This window comes from Hyalangium sp. (assembly GCF_035629615.1).
Lineage (GTDB): Bacteria > Myxococcota > Myxococcia > Myxococcales > Myxococcaceae > Hyalangium.
Genome location: NZ_DASPHO010000831.1, coordinates 1 through 15,110, shown reverse-complemented (window position 1 = coordinate 15,110; position 15,110 = coordinate 1). Strand labels below are relative to the sequence as shown.

Genomic DNA, 15,110 nt, shown 5'->3' with positions numbered 1-15,110 from the left:
CCTGCTGGGACTTCGAGCGATCCAGGGGCGGCATCGGGATGGGCGCCTGCTGGGACTTCGAGCGATCCAGGGGCGGCATCGGGATGGGCGCCTCCTTCACCTGGGGAGTGGTGGTGCCGGCCTGGCCAGCGGGTGCTCCGCGGTCGAAGGTCGTGGCGTTACCCGTCGTGACGTACGGCCTGTCGTAGCCGGGAGGAGGGGCGTCCGACACGAGCTGGCCGTCGGCGTTCCGGTGCATCGTGATGGCCCTGCCGCCAGCGGGATCGTTCGCCATGTACGTGCCATCGGCCGTCTTGCCCGTGACGAGGATCCAGTGATCGCCCTGCGTATCGCGCTTGTAATCGACCTGGACGACCACCGGGCGGCCTTGGGCCAGCTCCTGGTCGATCTGGTCCGCCTTGAACGTCCCCCATTCCTCGCGCTTCACCTGGACGTCGGAACCGGCCACCTTCCCCATCTGATCCCACCTGTCGATGGCGCCATTGCCGTTGTAGCCATCGATCCCGTTCATGAACGTGTTCATCTCGCCCGGGGTGACGGTCTGCCCGGTGATGCCGCTGACCCCCATGGCAACGGCCGTGATGGCGCAGCCATAACCGCTGAGCTTGTCACCGCTGACGCCCATCTTGTCCTGCGCCCAGGGCATCCCCGAGCCCTGAGCAAAGACCGGGTAGCCGTTGCTGACGTCGAAGGTGCGGCCGTCCTGGACGAACTCCACGGGCTTGGCCGGAGCCGTCTTGATGAACGAGCTCGGAGGACCGAGGGGCGTGGACTGAAGAACTGGCTGGAGGTCCTGGAGCTTGTCGTTCTTGAGGGCTTGCAGCGTGGGCTGCTGCTGAGCCATGGGCGTGGGATCAAGAAACGACCCGACATTCTGGAGAGTGACGTCGGGAGCGCGAAGCATGTCCTGCGGGTTCTTGGCCTGAAGATCCTTGGCCTCGTTCTTGAGCTTGGGGGTCGCGGGAGCAGAGGCCTGGAAGCTGCTGCGGTAGAGGTTCGCTTGGGCAGGAGTCTGACTGGCAGAGGCCGCGTTCTTCTGGCCCTTGTCCTTGCTGTTGGCCGTCTTGCTGCTGGAGGACGGGTTCTTGTCCGCCTTGCTCGAGGACTTGCTGCTCGCCGTCTTGCTGCTGCTGGAGGACGGGTTCTTGTCCGCCTTGCTTTCAGATGTGCGCGACGACTCAGAGCCGCTCGGTGAGCTGCTGCTTCGCGAGGAGCTCGAGCTGCGATCGGAGGAGGAGGAGGACGACGATGAGGAGGAGGAGGAGGACGACGATGAGGAGGAGGAGCTTCGGCTGGAGCTGGAGCTCGAGCTGCTGGTGGATCCGACACCCATGGGGAGTACCTCGTGAGAAGGGAGGTGAGGCTAGGGCGTCAAGTTTACAGGAGGAGGTGGGCACTGATGCAACCCAATTGCGTCGGTTTTCACTTGAAAATCGGCATGATGGACATAATATTAATACCATAATACAGATTGTGACCATCATACGAAAAGTCTCACGTATTGAGACATGAAGAGGAGCCATGGGTATTCGGGATGAGCAGAAGGAGCGCACGCGCCAGGACATCCTGGACTCGGCCATACGTCTGTTGCGCGGGCGCGGCATCTCGGGGGCCAGCGTGTCAGAGGTCATGAAGGGGGCGGGCCTGACCGTGGGCGGCTTCTATGCGCACTTCGACTCGAAGGAGGCGCTGGTGGGAGTCTGCCTGCGCCAGGCTCTGCGGGAGCGGTGGAGCCAGCTGCTGACAGTCGTGCAGTCCTCCGGCTCCGAGGCGCTGGAGGTGCTCCTTCGCAGGTACCTGTCTCGCAGACACCGCGACAACCCGGCGGAGGGTTGTCCCCTACCGGCGGTCGTGGGTGAGGCCGCCCACGCCTACGCCTCTCCGCAAGCGCGCGACGCTCTCGCCGAGGAGCTGGGCGCGTGGGCCGAGGGGTTGGGTACGCTCCCGGGAGGCAAGGGCCTGCGGAGGCAGCAGGCGCTGGGCGTCATCGCCTTGCTGTTCGGGGGACTGAGCCTGGCGCGGGCCCTCAAGGGCACCTCCCTCTCCGACGAGATCCTCGAGGCCTGCCGCGCCCTGGGACGTGCAGCCATGCGTGGCCCTTGAGGCAGCAGACCTACCCAAGCAGGCAGGTCACCACGCTCCAGCGCGATTCCAACGGGCCGAACACCGATCCGGGCACAGCCAGCCAGCCGCGCGCGAGCAGCTCCTCGAAGCCATGCTCGCTCGTGGTGAAGTACCCGGTCCGTGGGATGTCGAACGGCAGCGGTCCCAGCGCCTCGCGGACACGGCTCCACTGCTCGTCAAAGCGCGCCTGAACACGCGAGGGGAGATCCGGATGCCGCTCCAGCAGGAAGCAGGCCTGTCGCAGGGCGGAGGGCTCCAACGGGGGAAGCTCGGCTCCCTCCACTTTGCGTGCGACCGCGCCGGGAACCAGGGCGAAGCCGGCAAGGTCAGGAGTGAGGTGTCCCTTGGCGAGCGAGTGCACCAACAGTGCCTGGCCAGTCCGAAGCAGGCGCTCCGTCCCCCCGCTGAAGCGAGGCGCGAAGGTGTACACGGCATCGAGCACCACGAGCCGTCGTGGATCCGCTCCGAGCCATGCCTCCAGCCCTTGCACCTCCACATCCGAGAGGAAGCGGCCGAGAGGCACGAGGGGCTCGGGAATGAGCAGCACCTCTGGCGAGGCCTCGGGAGCCTGTGCCGGGAGCTCCGGTATCGGGCAGGTGGGGAAGGGATGGACAGGCAGCCCCGCGCTTGCCGCGAGTGCGTGATAGACGGGGTAGACATCCGAAGGCGCGTGCAGCACTCGGCCCTCGCGAGCGAAGTTCTGGAACAGGGCGCGCAGCAGATCACGCACGCCGCGCCCGAACAGGAGTCGCTCGTCGGAACCGGACGTTGTGTCAGGCAGGACGAAGGCCTCGCGCCACGCGCGCTCGAGCTCTCGAGCGTCGCGCACAGGCGGTTCCTCCGGGAGGGCGGGTGCGAGGGCGGCCAGGGCCTTGGGTGGATTCATGCAGTCGAGCCTCACCAGCCGAGAGCCCTGCTCGCTCGCCAGCAGCTCGCGACAGAAGCGCTTGTAGGCCTCGAAGTTCATGCCAGCTCCAGCCGACTGTGGCGGTCCTCGAGCGATGCGTAGCAGGCGCCATCGGCGAGCACGTTCCAGCTTCGAGCCAGGCCGTGGGTCCGCTCCCAGAACAGGCTCGGCTCGGTATAGGCGGCCACACGCATCCTCCGTCCCCGCACCTCTCCCTCGTACACAGGCGAGCCCCAGGGCAGCGCGTCCAGCCGCGTCCACCTTTGCTCCTGGAGCCAGTCCGTGGCCAGGGCGAGCGGCACCTGGTGCTCGCGGCTCCAGAGGTTGGACGGGCGGGAGTGATACACGGACTCTTCCGAGGTGGAGACGTAGAGCTCCTTCCATGTCACCTCCTCCACTCCTTGATCGGAGGCCCACTCGAGGTAGGCCGCGAACGCCTCTGGGGAGTCGAGGCCCCCTCGCTGGAGCACGGCGATCAGACGCGGGCGCAGGGAGCGGAAGTGCCCGGTCCGGAAGCTCTCGAGGACTCGCTCGGTGCCGGTGTCCAGCCGCATGAGGGCCGCGTTCCGCGTGGGCTCGGAGTGGTGCCGGGACAGGGAGAGGACCCTCAGCCCGGCCTCCTCGAGCCGCGCGATGGCCTTGCCCCGCGCGTCGTCCTCCAGGCGCGAGAGGAAGACACCGTTGGAGATGAGCACGACCTTCCGCGGAAAGCGCTCGGCGCAGGAGCGCACCAGCTCGAGGAGTCGCGGGAGAGGAAGGAGCCCAGGCTCGCCACCGCCGGTGATCACGGCGCGCTCGGCCCCCCGCGCGACCGCCAGATCCAGGGTGGACTTCACGAGCTCCATCGAGAGGGCCCCCTGCGCCTGCTCGCTCGAGATGGAGGCCTCGGAGAAGCAGAACGCACAGTCGGCCTGGCAGCCGCGCGCAATGGGGAGGAAGGAGATGGAGCGGGGGCGCAGCGCGCCGTAGGGCATCAAGGTGGGATGGAGAACGCGGAGCGAGCACGCATAGGCCGTCTCCAGCTCCCAGCGTGTGAGCGAGCCATCCGGCTCCAGCGCGTGCACCGCGGTGAGCCGGATCTCCGGCCGGGAGATGAAGCGGCCGAGCCCTGTGCGCTCGTTGGGCAGCAGCTCTTCTGAGGGCACGCGAGTCTCGAGCACGATGAGCCGGTCTCCCTCGAGTGCCAGCCGCTCCAGCAGGCTCGTGGCCTTGCGGATCCCGATGTCGAGCTCCTCCTGCCGCAGGAGGAAGAAGCGGTCGGGGAAGGTGCTCTCGGGGATGAGGGCCTTCGAGTAGCGCAGCGAGTATTTGTCGAAGGCCCGCGCGAGGTTCGAGAGAATGGTGACGTGAAAGAGGGGCTCCTTCATGTCACCAGCATGGTCCGTAAAGCCCTCCCCGCCAACCACCTGCCACGTCAGGTGGACGTAGCAGGGCGTCCGTTACCAGAACTTCGCTTTCTTGATCGCCTTCTTGGTGGCCTTCCCGGCGCTCTTAGCTGTCTTCTCGGCGCTCTTGCCGACGTCTTTGGCCGTGTTCTCGACAGCCTTGGTCGCCTGGTTCATGCTCTTGTTCATGCTGTTGGCAAGCTCCTTGGCTTCCTTCTCGCTCTTGCCGTAGACGTCCTTGAAGACCTTGGCGGTGTCGTTGACGCCGTCCATGACGCCGCTGCTGACGGCGTTGGCCCACTTGTTCATGTCCTTGAACACCTCGCGCAGCGCCTCCTCGACCTTCTTCGCCAGGGTCTCGGGGAGCTTCGTGAACGTGTCGGCCTTCGCCTCGAGTCTGAACTTGCCGAGATCGACGTGCTGGCCCGCGAAGGTGAAGCTGGACTCCAGCTCGATGCTGGCCCCGCCCCCGACACCGCCGGTGCCGGAGCTCCACTTCACGCCACCCGAGCCCTCGTAGATGACGACGTTGCCGTCGCTGTGAAGGACGAGCCGGTTACCCTGAGCGTTGCTTCCGGTGGCCCAGACCGGCTTGCCCGCGCTGGTGTAGATCACGAGGTTCCCGTCGCCCTGGAATGCCACCTGGCTGCCACCCCGGCCGACGGTGTTGGAGGCCCACGCGGCCTGCTCGTTCGCACCGTTCATCTTGTAGAGCACCAGGTTGCCGTCGCCCTGGAAGACGAGCTTGGCGATCTCGTTCGAGACCAGCGTCGACCCCCCTGCGTAGGACTTGCCCGGAGTGAGGCTCACCTCCTTGGCCAGGTTGGAGTCGATCTCGAGGTCCACCTCGACCTCGAGATCGGTGTTGATCTTCGCCTTGCCGAGCGGGCCCAGGTCGACGGTGCCGACACCCACCTTGACCTTGCCGCTGGCGCCGAGGCCCGCCTTGCCGAAGCGTGCGTCCAGATCGAACTTCACACCCGGCACGAGCTGCCCGACGAGCTCGAAGTCGATCCCCTGCACCGAGACGCTGGCGAAGATGCCCTGCTTGACGCCCATCATCGTCAGGCTGCCATTGATGTAGATGTGCGGAGGCCGGAACTTCTCCACCGGGTTGTCGTTCTGGGTGAACGTCGAGATCGACATCTTTGGCCCGCCGCCGCCCTGCAGCGCCGCGATCGAGAACAGCTTCTCGTCCAGGATCACGATCTTGTCCATCTGCGCGTCGACGGAGAACCCCTTGCTCTGCGAGATGTCGACGGTGGCCGTAGCGTCGAAGCCGGCAAACGAGATGGCCGCATTCAGGTAGTACGCCTGCGGGAACACGAGGGTGCCGATGGAGGTCTGCTGCGGCGCGAAGTAGAACTGCGGTGCGATCGAGGCTTTGATGGTGCCGCCGCTCTTCTTCAGCTCGTAGTGGCGCATCTTGGTGAGGTCGGTGAGGTGCCACACCGCACCCTTCTTGTTCACCACCAGGAGCAGCTGCGACGACGACGAGGGGATGGAGACCTTCGCGGCCGCGAACGCGGCGGCCACCTTGTCGAAGTCCAGGCCATCGAGCTCATCGGTGAGGTCGTTCGCGCCTGAGCCCGGGAGTGTGAACTCGTGCGTGCCCTTGATGGCGATCCCCGTGAGCACGTCGTCGATCGGCGTCTTGAGGTTGCCACCCACGAGCGTGTCCATCACGTCCTTGGCCGTGAGGCTGCTGATGGAGCCGGCCACCAGGCTGCGCGAGGGGTTGGTCGAGTCGAAGAACACCGCCAGCGACGACTCGAAGCTCTTGACGTCGATCGTCGCGGCGATGCCAAGGCTGGGGATGCCGCCCCAGTTGACCCCGATCTCGAGGGCCAGGTTGCTCAGCTTGAGAGGCCCGCAGTCGACGGCCGTCGAGCCCTTCATGGTGCCCGCAAGGAGCATGCCGCTGGGCGTGAAGACCATCGTCACGTCGAAGGTCTGAGGCTGACCCTGGATCTTCACCGTCATGGTGCCGCTCAGGAACCAGCTCACCTGCGGAGCCGCGCCCAAGGCGCCGCTCGCCATCACGCCACACACGCCGAACATGGGGTAGCCCATGATCCTGGCGTCGTACCGGAAGAACAGCCGGGTCTCCTTCTCGGAGACTTGCAGCGTGACGCCCACGCTCGAGCCAGTCCCGAGCAGCTTCGCCAGCATGTTCTGGGTCTTGTCCGAGCTGTCCGGGCTCCACTCCGCGAACAGGTTGAGCCCGGCGACCAGTCCGCCCTGCCCTGGGAGGGAGACCTTCCCCGAAGCGAGCCGCGGGTTCTGGAACTGCGCCATGTCGGGGAACTGGAACTGGGCATTGTCGTAGGTCGCGACGACGAGCATGAGCTTCCGCAGGTTGAGCATGCGCTCGAACGCGCCCAGCCCTGACAGGCCGGGCAGTGCAGACGACTTGCTCGCGCCGAGATCCATGCCCGCGGCGAATCCCCACGTGCCCGTGCTGAGCTCGCGGGCCTCGAAGGCGAAGTTGCCCAGCCCGGAGATCTGGGTGGCGAGCTGGAAGACCAGCGAGCTCTGGGGGCCTCCGCTCCCGGAGATCAGGATGCTCGAGTCCAGCAAGGTGATGTCGAACCCATTGGGGAGCCAGAGCTTCTGGTTGCTCAGGGTGGAGGCCAGGCTGCGGAGCGACACCTTGTCGCACACGGCGCGGATCACGAAGGCGCCGGGGAGCGTGTAGGCCATCGACAGCGTCACGTCCTTGCCGAAGGCGATGTCGCCGCGGAAGCTGCCCGTGGGATCTCCGGACGTCGGCACCGTGAGATCGAACAGGACGTTCTTGATCTCCAGCTGGCCCGGCCCGACGCGGATCTTCCAGGGCTCTGGCTCCTGGGCCAGCGCGCCGCTCAGCCGGAATGACTTGCCCGCCCGGATCGAGACCTGGAGCCGGTTGATCGTCAGGTTCGCGGGGACCGGCAGCATGGGCGTCCACGTCTTCATCAGGCCCGCCAGCGGGAGGGTCTGCTGGCTCATCAGTGTGCCGGTCAGGGTGAACTCGTCACCGTCCGTGGAGGCGAGGATCTGGATGGGCACGCCCTCGATGAGGGCCGTCCCCCAGATGGTCACGTCGGTCGATCGACTCCCGCCGACTCCGAGCGGGTGGGTGACGCTGATCCGGAGCCCGAGTTTCTCGACCCCGAGAGCGTCCTTCCACACGTCCCAGCGACAGCCCGGCGCGCCGATCGTGAAGCTCGCCCAGGAGAGGTTTATCCCGGTGGCGCCGGCCGACACCTTCAGCGCCACGTCCGTGAGCTCGAGCTTCTCCAAGCCCTGGATGACGCGCGCCAGGGACTTGGGCAGCGCGGAGCTCGAGTCGTCGGAGCCGACGAGGTCGACCATGTGGGCCAGGTTCCCAATCGACAGCCCGTGGCATCGGGTCTCGATCAGCACGTCCGCCTTGCCAACGGCTGTCGCGCTCTCCTGCGGCATGCGGACAATCGCGTCAACCTCGATGTTCGCGCTGGGGATGCTGAAGCGGCCGGTGACCGCAACGAGTGGCCGGAGCGGATCCTCATCGGACAGCAGATCCTCCGACAGGGGGCTGAAGATGCGCAGCGCGGTGTCTCGCAGCTCGAGCTTTCCCAGCTGGGTGTTCAGCCCGAGGGCGGCCTGCAAGTGGACGCCGGGCAGGGTGGGCTGGAGCTCCCACGGGTAGACCGTCAGCGCGGACGGGTCGCGCATGAGGTCAGGCAGCACGAGCTGGGTCGGGTCCTTGAGCACGGAGATCTGCCCGAAGACGGTGACCGTGCGCAGGGGCTCCATCGCGGCGCCGAGCGCGCCGATCAGGCTCGCGGGTCGCAGCTGGCCGAGGAAGTGGATGCCACCGCCATCGAAGTGGACCTGGGTGTCGGTGTCGGTATGGGCGCCGGTCGTGACCAGGACGGAGGCGGTGAGGAAGGACAGCTTGTCGAGCATGGGCGGCTCGTCGGCGGGGATACGGCCGGCCCGGCGAGCCTGCAGCGAGGTCATCCCGGTCAACGCGGCGCGGGCGCGGGCTTTGGGGCTCATCTCCTTGGGCAGCTCAGAGAGGAGGTTCGAGAACTTCCAGCCGCTCGCCGCGTTGCTCATGTCGAGCAGCGTGTACCGGAGCACGGCCTGGACGTTGCCCGCCGGATCCAGCGAGAAGGCCGCCGTCACCGACAGGTTGGCCGCGCTCAGGAAGTTCGCGCGCCCGGTGACAGTGATCACGGCGCGCTGGGAGTCCGCGCTCACCTGGGCGTTGCTGATGACAATCTGCCGACCCTGCTTGAAATAGTAGCTCTCGAGGAAGTCCGAGAACGGCCGAGGCAGTGTGTCGGTCGAGATCGTGACGGTGTTTCCGGCGGGGGTGAGGGAACGTTGGAGCGCTGTGAAGTCCATGGTGACACCTGCTCGTCAGACGGCTGGTTGTGTCTGCAACGGATCGGCTGCCCGGCTGATACCTATTCGCACTCCGGATACATGGTCAGGCCTTTGGTCGCGCGGAGGTCCTCGTAGTTCTGTTTGAACTGATCGGGCGAGACCGTGTTGCACATGAGCACTGCCATGAAGTCCGTGCTGAGGAACTTGTCCTTCGCGTGAGAGGCCGTCATGAGGACATATTCCTTGCCGCGGAGCCCTCCACTCAGCAGCGTCGAGAGTGGGCCGATCACATACTCCTTTAGAGTTGACATATCGAGCGGGGTCATACCGCCCAGGTGCCTCACCGTCTGCTCGATCCTTTCAAGATTGTCTTTGATGAAGCCTTTCTCGTCGTCCTTGTGTGCTTTCTTGTCCCCCGCCGACAGCTCCTTCCACACCACCTTCATGTGCTTCTCCTGGGCGGCAATGGAGCCCTCGCCCAGGAAATCCGCCAGGCGATAGACGTTCTGGTAGGCCTGGTAGACATAAAACTTGGGCTCGTCTTTCTTCTCCTGCGCCCGCTCGATCACGAAGGTGTGCCAGTCGCCCTTCACTTTGAACTTGAATTGGACGACCCCGCTTCCCTGCAGCTTGCCCCACTCCGTGAGCAGCTTCTCGAAGTTGTCGGCGTCGTCCTGGCTCTTGTAGAAATAGACGCGATCGCCATTCTTCTTGTCCTCGAACACCAGTCCCTTCGGTTTGTCTTTCTTGATCTCCCGGAGCTGGCCCTTCATCGCTTCGACCCGTTTGACGCCTGCGGCGACCACCATCATGCACATCGCCGCGAGGTCACAGGTGGCCCCGGCGGAGTACGTCGCCTCCTCCTCCGTATATGCCTTGACCATATCATCCCAGAATGTGGCGGCAGCCTCGTAGCCCGTCTCTTTCGCGTACCACTGCATGATGTGTTGCAAGACCTCTACAGGAGGCTTCATCGCCAGCAACTGGGCAAACGGGACCAAGGTCTTCATGGGGTCACTCTTCTCTTCACCGAGGTTTGATGTCTGGATTCAAGGTCTCAGCGGCCTCTGTCAGCCCACGGACACCTGAGCAAGGCGCATGCCAGGGTGCTGGCGCATCATGGGAGTTCTTCATTTCCGGTGCTCGCGGTGGCCCTCTCGGGCGGCTGCGCTCGCGCGGGCTGCGGAAGTCGCCGCCGGACTGCAGGATCCGCAGCATGGGAGTGCAGAAACCGCAGGTTCGTGCTCGCGCCTGCGGACGGGGCGCGTTTGAAACGGAAGCGATCGCGTTCAGCAGGGACGCGGGGGCTTGGCCCGTTGGCTGCAACCCGGGGCCCGCTGGCTGCACGGTGGCGGGGCGGGCCCCAGGAAGCTCTAGAATGACTCCCCGTGGATTCGCACCCTTCTCTGAGTCACGCGCTCCCGCTCCAGGCCGAGCCCCGTCCTGCGGCGTCGGTGGGAGGCGAGCGTGCGCGGCGGCTGATGCGCCGCTGGGGGCCCCTGTTCCCGCTCTGGTCCATCCCAGGGCTGGTCGCCACGACGCAGACGTACGTCTTCTATCAGCTCAAGGATCCGACGTTCTCGTTCTGGACCTCGTTCATGTTCCAGTTCCCTCCGTGGCAGTTCTGGGCGCTGGTGACGCCCGCGGTGCTGGCCCTGGGGCGTCGGCGCCGGCTGGAGGCAGGGGCGTGGGGAAGGGGGCCCTGCTCTCCGGCCTGTCGGACGTGGCGCAAGCTCACTCGCTCTTGATGGCGATGACGGGGTCGACGCGTGCGGCGCGCCGGGCGGGCAGCCAGGTGGCCACGAGCGCGACGCACCCCAGGAAGGCCGCGAGCGCTGCCAGGGTGAGCGGATCGCGGGCGCTCACCCCATAGAGCAGGCTCTCCATGACCCGGGAGAGCCCGAGCGCTCCCACAATCCCCACTGCGATGCCCACCGCCGTGAGCCGTCCGCCCTGGCGCATCACGAGCCACACCACATCCCGGGTCCGCGCGCCGAGCGCCACCCGGATGCCGATCTCCCGCGTGCGCTGGGCGACCAGGTAGGAGATGACGCCGTAGAGCCCCGCGGTGGCGAGCATCAGGGCGATCAGCGCGAACGTGCCGAGCAACAGCAGGTTCAACCGCCGCTCCGCCACCGAGCCTCCGATGACCTCCTCCATGGTGGGGTAGGCCTCCTCGAGGCGCCGAGCCACCTGGCGCAGCTCGTTGTGGGCGGTCTCGAGCGCCACGCCCTCGCTCAGCCGCCCCACCACGGACAGGAAGTGATAGCCCCGCTGGGTGTTGACGTCCGCGGGCTGGACGAGCGGGATGAAGATGTCGGTCTGGGAGCCTGCCGGGAAGCGGGCCGTCTCGGGCATCACGCCGATGACGGTGTAGGGCTGGCCATCGAGCGTCACCGTCTGACCCAGGATGGATGGGTTCGCGCCGAAGCGCCGCTGCCACAGTCCCTCGCGAAGGACCACCACCGGCGCCGCGTTGCGAGCGTCTTCTTCGGGCAGGAAGCCTCGGCCGAGCCGCGGGTGCACTCCGAGCACGTCGAAGAGGTTGGCCGTCACGGCGACGGCCTCCAGCCGCTCCGCACCCTCGGTGCCGCTCAGGTTCTTGCTCTGGAGCGTGTAGGCCGCGAGCCCCGAGAAGCCCTTCACCTGCTCCTTCCATTCCAGGTAGTTCGCCCAGGACGCCGTGCCCAATTCCACGCACGTCGCGCACCTCGTCCTTGTAGCGCTCGACCCGTCTGAACGCGCGCGCGGCCAGCGCGCGCGCGGCCTCGGGGCTCAGGCCGCGCTCCTCATGCCTCTTCGCTTCCATTTTCGAGCAATCCCGAGTGAATCCGGGCACTTCGAGTCCACGGGCCTGTCCCCGCCAATCCCGCCTGTCGCCCGGAGTCCCCTCCCGTTTTGGAGACATTCTGGAGACAGAACCAGAGGCGCCCGGGTGCTCCAGGTCACTGCAGGGGCGTGGATTCAGCAGGCCTGAGTCGCGGCCCGCAGATTCTCTGCATCATTTTTTCCCTCGCTGGCTCTAGGCCATGGGGGGGAACTGGCCGGCTCAGGGCAGCTCCTCTGCTGTGAACGAACACAACGCAGATAGCTCACCAGAGCGAGGAATCATGAAACTGAGAATGCCTGTCACCTTCTTCTTCATGCTGTCACTGCTCGTCGCAGGCTCCGCCTCGGCCCAGGCTTCGGTGTACAACCTCACCGTGCCCAGCACGATCACGGATCCTCTGGCTGGCTTTACGATCAACTACTCGTTGGGAGGGAGTAAGTGGGGCGTCGGCGCGGCCTCCGCCGAGCTGAGGTTCTATATCTCGGCGAGTCCCAACGGGAGCACCGGCGTCGCGACCCTGGCGGGGTGGCAGATCCATCTGAGCGGCAGCGGGTGGGGGCCGTATTACCCGCCCTCGGGGAATCAGTCGCTGTACGTCTCCCGGTGGAACATGCCAGCGAATACGGTGGCGCTACTGGAGAGCATCTCCGCCGCCTGTGCGCCGCAGACCTGGTACATCCTGGCTGAGCTGGATTGGACCGGCTACAAGAATGGGCCGACGCTGATGGGCACCACCAAGCAGCCCGATCTCTACTTCTCGAGTGGAACGATCAGCCCGGCTGCGATCCGGCCTGGAGGCACCACCAACATCTCGTTCGATGTGACGACACGGTGCCCGACGAGTTCCGGGTCGAGGGTGGGGATCTACCTGGCCGATGCCAACTACCAGCTGCTCTCCTTCATCGGCGCGGTCAGTATCGGCAGCGGGGCCGGGACTTGGTCGCTGCCTCCCACGGGCATTACGTTCTCTCCGTACATCGCCACAGGCACCTACAACATCGTGCTGTTCGCCGACATGGATGGGTACGTCGCCGAGAGCAACGAGAACAACAATGCCGGTGCCTTCCAACTGGGCATCAACTGGAACGCGATGGCGGCCGCGGGCAGTGAGGAAGGCAAGCTGGAGCTACAGATCCAGCCGCCGTTCGAGTCCGGGGCGGCGTTGTACAACCTCAAGTCCAGTGCGCCTGACAACTACGTGCAGGAGTTCCACTACGACGCGGAACTCTGATTTCCGATGCGAGCCGCGCCCCCTCCAGTAGAGGGGGCGTGCCGCTGCGTGGCGGCGAGGGGATCCACCTCGATGCCCGGGGCTTCAGTCCATGCTGTTCTTGATGAGGTTTCCCTCTCGATTCCAGGCCCCTCTATTGGCGAGGAGTACGGGACTTGAACCCGTGGACGAGGGGTGCCCTCGCGGCGTCCGCTCCTTCTTCGCTTCCGCCTTTTGTGGCCTCGACCCTGCCCACGCTTGGGGGAGTTCCGTTACTGTAGAGGTCATGCCGCTGGAGAGCCCATTGACCCCTTTCGACCGTACACGCCGTGTGAGCTGCCTGGGCATCGACACTTTCGTCGCGGAGGCCGGGCAGGGGAGGCCCATCCTCTTCCTTCACGGGAACCCGGATACCCACGACGCGTGGAGTGGCGTCGTCGCGCTGCTCAAGCAGGAGTTCGCGTGCTTCGCTCCGGATCTGCCCGGATATGGCGCATCAGAGCCGCAGGGGGACCTCAAGCTGGAGAAACAGAGCGAGTGGGTCCGAGAGCTCATCGCCGCGCTCGGGCTGCAACGGCCGCACCTGGTCGTCCATGACGTTGGCGGCACGTACGGGCTGGCGTTCACGGCCATGTATCCGGAGTTGATCTCGAAGCTGACGATCCTGAACACGAACTTCTTTCCGGACTATCGATGGCATTTCTGGGGAAGGGTCTGGCGGACGCCGGTCCTGGGGGACCTCGCGATGCTCATCGCCTTTCGTGCACTGTTCGTGAACGAGATGACCAAGGCATCCCCCAAGCTCCCCCGTGACTACGCGGAGCGCGCGTTCGCGAGCTACGGAAGCAAGACGCGCAAGATGGTGCTCAGGTACTACCGGTACCTGGATTCGAAGCGGCTCGTGGGCTGGGACGTGCGGCTGCTGAAGGCTCTCGAGACCCTTCCCCACCAGGTGCTGTGGGGGGATCGGGACACGTATATCCCCAAGGCCACGGCGGACCGCTTCGGCGGCGAGGTCCATCACTTTGCCGAACTGGGCCACTGGGCCATGCTCGAAGAGCCCCAGCAGCTCGCGTCGCACTTGGCCGCATTCGCCAGACGTTGAGCCTCCGGCGATCGCCGGGCCTGGGCAGAGGCCCACCCCCTCGTCGCCCGCGAGCTCCCACGGCCCAGTTGCCCGCTGTCTACGCTTCACGTCCACCCTCGCGGGTGGCCGCGCAAGACTCGCTTCCGGTCGGCGGCCTCGGCCTTATTCGGTCGGGACTCTCACCCACAGGCTGCTTCCCAGAGTTTCAGGGCGATACCACCAAGGGAGTACGCGAGAGCACGCCAGAAACACGAGGCCCCGTCTGCCTTCACCGGAGATGGGGCCTCGTTGTCGCACTCATACTTGGGCGGCGGAGTCGCGCCCTACTATTTGCAGGGTAACCATGGTGGTATCGCTCTGCCCCATGTCTTTACTTTAGCTTCGCGGCTCTCTCAGTTTGAGAGCTACTGTTCAAGCGAGGCTGAAAATGCATTTCAAGGGGGTGTCCCTGTTCGTCGTCGTGTCTTCCCTCCTCTTGGGTTGTTCTGGAGGGTCAGATGGGCCGCAGGGGCCCAAAGGCGACAAGGGCGAGGTAGGTCCTCCGGGGCCGCGGGGTCTGAAGGGAGACAGGGGGGAAACCGGGTTGGTGGGCCTGAAGGGAGACAAGGGCGACACGGGAGCTATAGGGCCTCAGGGACCCAAAGGCGACACAGGAACCCAGGGGATACAAGGGACGCCTGGTCCTACGACGCTGAGTGGTGCGTATGTTGGAAAGTGTTTAGCAGAGCCTGGAGCGCGGTGCAGGTGCGATGCTGGAGAGAAAATCATGCTCCTGATGCACAGCCCAGTTGGCACCCTGGGCTATTGCACCGTTCAACTCCAAGGACAGGCGGATGTTTTCGGAGAATGCGATACGCAGGCCACGGGTCCTGCTATTTACGGATGCTTCCGGTAGGACACCTGAGTTGCCAGCAAGGGCGAACTCGGCCTGGACCACTAGCGTCAGGGTGTTGGGGATGAGCGTGGTGCTGTTCGGGTAGTTCGGACCGATGTAATGAACTCGAGAAGGAGCACGGCGCGCTGCGCGAACGGCTCGCGACTGGGCACGGACGGGGTCGCCCCGCGCGTCGTGGTCGCCTGACTTCACCGCGCGCGCCTTCGCGCGTCTGTTACTCTGGGAACCTACCTGGGAGGTTCCCCCGCCTTGCTCCGACCTTTCGCCCCACCGTTCGCGCTCGCTTCCCTGATGGTGGGCCTCACCGCTACGG

11 protein-coding genes are annotated in these 15,110 nt (G+C 65.6%); 5 read left to right on the top strand and 6 right to left on the bottom strand.

Annotation, left to right across the window (positions count from 1 at the left end):
• A partial coding sequence (locus tag VD972_RS41765) for a C39 family peptidase (RefSeq protein ID WP_324995016.1) occupies positions 1–844 on the bottom strand: 844 nt, incomplete at its 3' end.
• Between the two features lie 241 nt (positions 845–1,085).
• Here VD972_RS41765 and VD972_RS41760 point away from each other — a divergent pair.
• Both VD972_RS41760 and VD972_RS41755 read left to right on the top strand, forming a co-directional pair.
• On the top strand, positions 1,086–1,349 hold the full coding sequence (locus tag VD972_RS41760) for a hypothetical protein (RefSeq protein WP_324995014.1): 264 nt from the start codon (positions 1,086–1,088) through the stop codon (positions 1,347–1,349).
• Between the two features lie 172 nt (positions 1,350–1,521).
• Positions 1,522–2,103 (top strand): TetR/AcrR family transcriptional regulator, encoded by a 582-nt coding sequence (locus VD972_RS41755; protein ID WP_324995012.1) that lies wholly within the window; start codon positions 1,522–1,524, stop codon positions 2,101–2,103.
• Between the two features lie 10 nt (positions 2,104–2,113).
• Here VD972_RS41755 and VD972_RS41750 read toward each other — a convergent pair whose 3' ends face one another.
• The 4 genes from VD972_RS41750 to VD972_RS41735 form a co-directional block, all read right to left on the bottom strand.
• The gene (locus VD972_RS41750; RefSeq protein WP_324995010.1) at positions 2,114–3,091 is read right to left on the bottom strand and encodes a hypothetical protein; all 978 of its coding nucleotides are present in this window, start codon (positions 3,089–3,091) and stop codon (positions 2,114–2,116) included.
• On the bottom strand, positions 3,088–4,398 hold the full coding sequence (locus VD972_RS41745; protein WP_324995009.1) for a radical SAM protein: 1,311 nt from the start codon (positions 4,396–4,398) through the stop codon (positions 3,088–3,090). Before VD972_RS41745 ends, VD972_RS41750 begins: the two co-directional genes overlap by 4 nt.
• Positions 4,399–4,470: 72 nt before the next feature.
• On the bottom strand, positions 4,471–8,793 hold the full coding sequence (locus tag VD972_RS41740; RefSeq protein ID WP_324995007.1) for a hypothetical protein: 4,323 nt from the start codon (positions 8,791–8,793) through the stop codon (positions 4,471–4,473).
• 62 nt (positions 8,794–8,855) lie between these two features.
• On the bottom strand, positions 8,856–9,785 hold the full coding sequence (locus VD972_RS41735; protein ID WP_324995005.1) for a hypothetical protein: 930 nt from the start codon (positions 9,783–9,785) through the stop codon (positions 8,856–8,858).
• A 378-nt stretch (positions 9,786–10,163) separates the two neighbouring features.
• On the opposite strand from VD972_RS41735, the gene VD972_RS41730 reads away from it, so the two are divergent.
• Positions 10,164–10,523, top strand: coding sequence for a hypothetical protein (locus tag VD972_RS41730; RefSeq protein ID WP_324995003.1), 360 nt, complete (start codon positions 10,164–10,166; stop codon positions 10,521–10,523).
• Here VD972_RS41730 and VD972_RS41725 read toward each other — a convergent pair.
• Positions 10,510–11,472 (bottom strand): ABC transporter permease, encoded by a 963-nt coding sequence (locus tag VD972_RS41725; RefSeq protein WP_324995001.1) that lies wholly within the window; start codon positions 11,470–11,472, stop codon positions 10,510–10,512. The genes VD972_RS41730 and VD972_RS41725 overlap by 14 nt on opposite strands.
• 413 nt (positions 11,473–11,885) lie before the next feature.
• Here VD972_RS41725 and VD972_RS41720 point away from each other — a divergent pair, with 413 nt between their 5' ends.
• Both VD972_RS41720 and VD972_RS41715 read left to right on the top strand, forming a co-directional pair.
• Positions 11,886–12,836, top strand: coding sequence for a hypothetical protein (locus VD972_RS41720; protein WP_324994999.1), 951 nt, complete (start codon positions 11,886–11,888; stop codon positions 12,834–12,836).
• Positions 12,837–13,119: 283 nt separating this feature from the next.
• Positions 13,120–13,920, top strand: a complete 801-nt coding sequence (locus tag VD972_RS41715; protein WP_324994997.1) for an alpha/beta hydrolase — start codon at positions 13,120–13,122, stop codon at positions 13,918–13,920.
• Positions 13,921–15,110 lie beyond the last annotated feature (1,190 nt).

Excerpts from the sequence above, each read along its gene's own strand:
- VD972_RS41755 (WP_324995012.1), top strand. The coding sequence starts at position 1,522 with ATGGGTATTCGGGATGAGCAGAAGGAGCGCACGCGCCAGGACATCCTG.
- VD972_RS41750 (WP_324995010.1), bottom strand. The coding sequence starts at position 3,091 with ATGAACTTCGAGGCCTACAAGCGCTTCTGTCGCGAGCTGCTGGCGAGC.
- VD972_RS41745 (WP_324995009.1), bottom strand. The coding sequence starts at position 4,398 with ATGAAGGAGCCCCTCTTTCACGTCACCATTCTCTCGAACCTCGCGCGG.
- VD972_RS41740 (WP_324995007.1), bottom strand. The coding sequence starts at position 8,793 with ATGGACTTCACAGCGCTCCAACGTTCCCTCACCCCCGCCGGAAACACC.
- VD972_RS41735 (WP_324995005.1), bottom strand. The coding sequence starts at position 9,785 with ATGAAGACCTTGGTCCCGTTTGCCCAGTTGCTGGCGATGAAGCCTCCT.
- VD972_RS41720 (WP_324994999.1), top strand. The coding sequence starts at position 11,886 with ATGAAACTGAGAATGCCTGTCACCTTCTTCTTCATGCTGTCACTGCTC.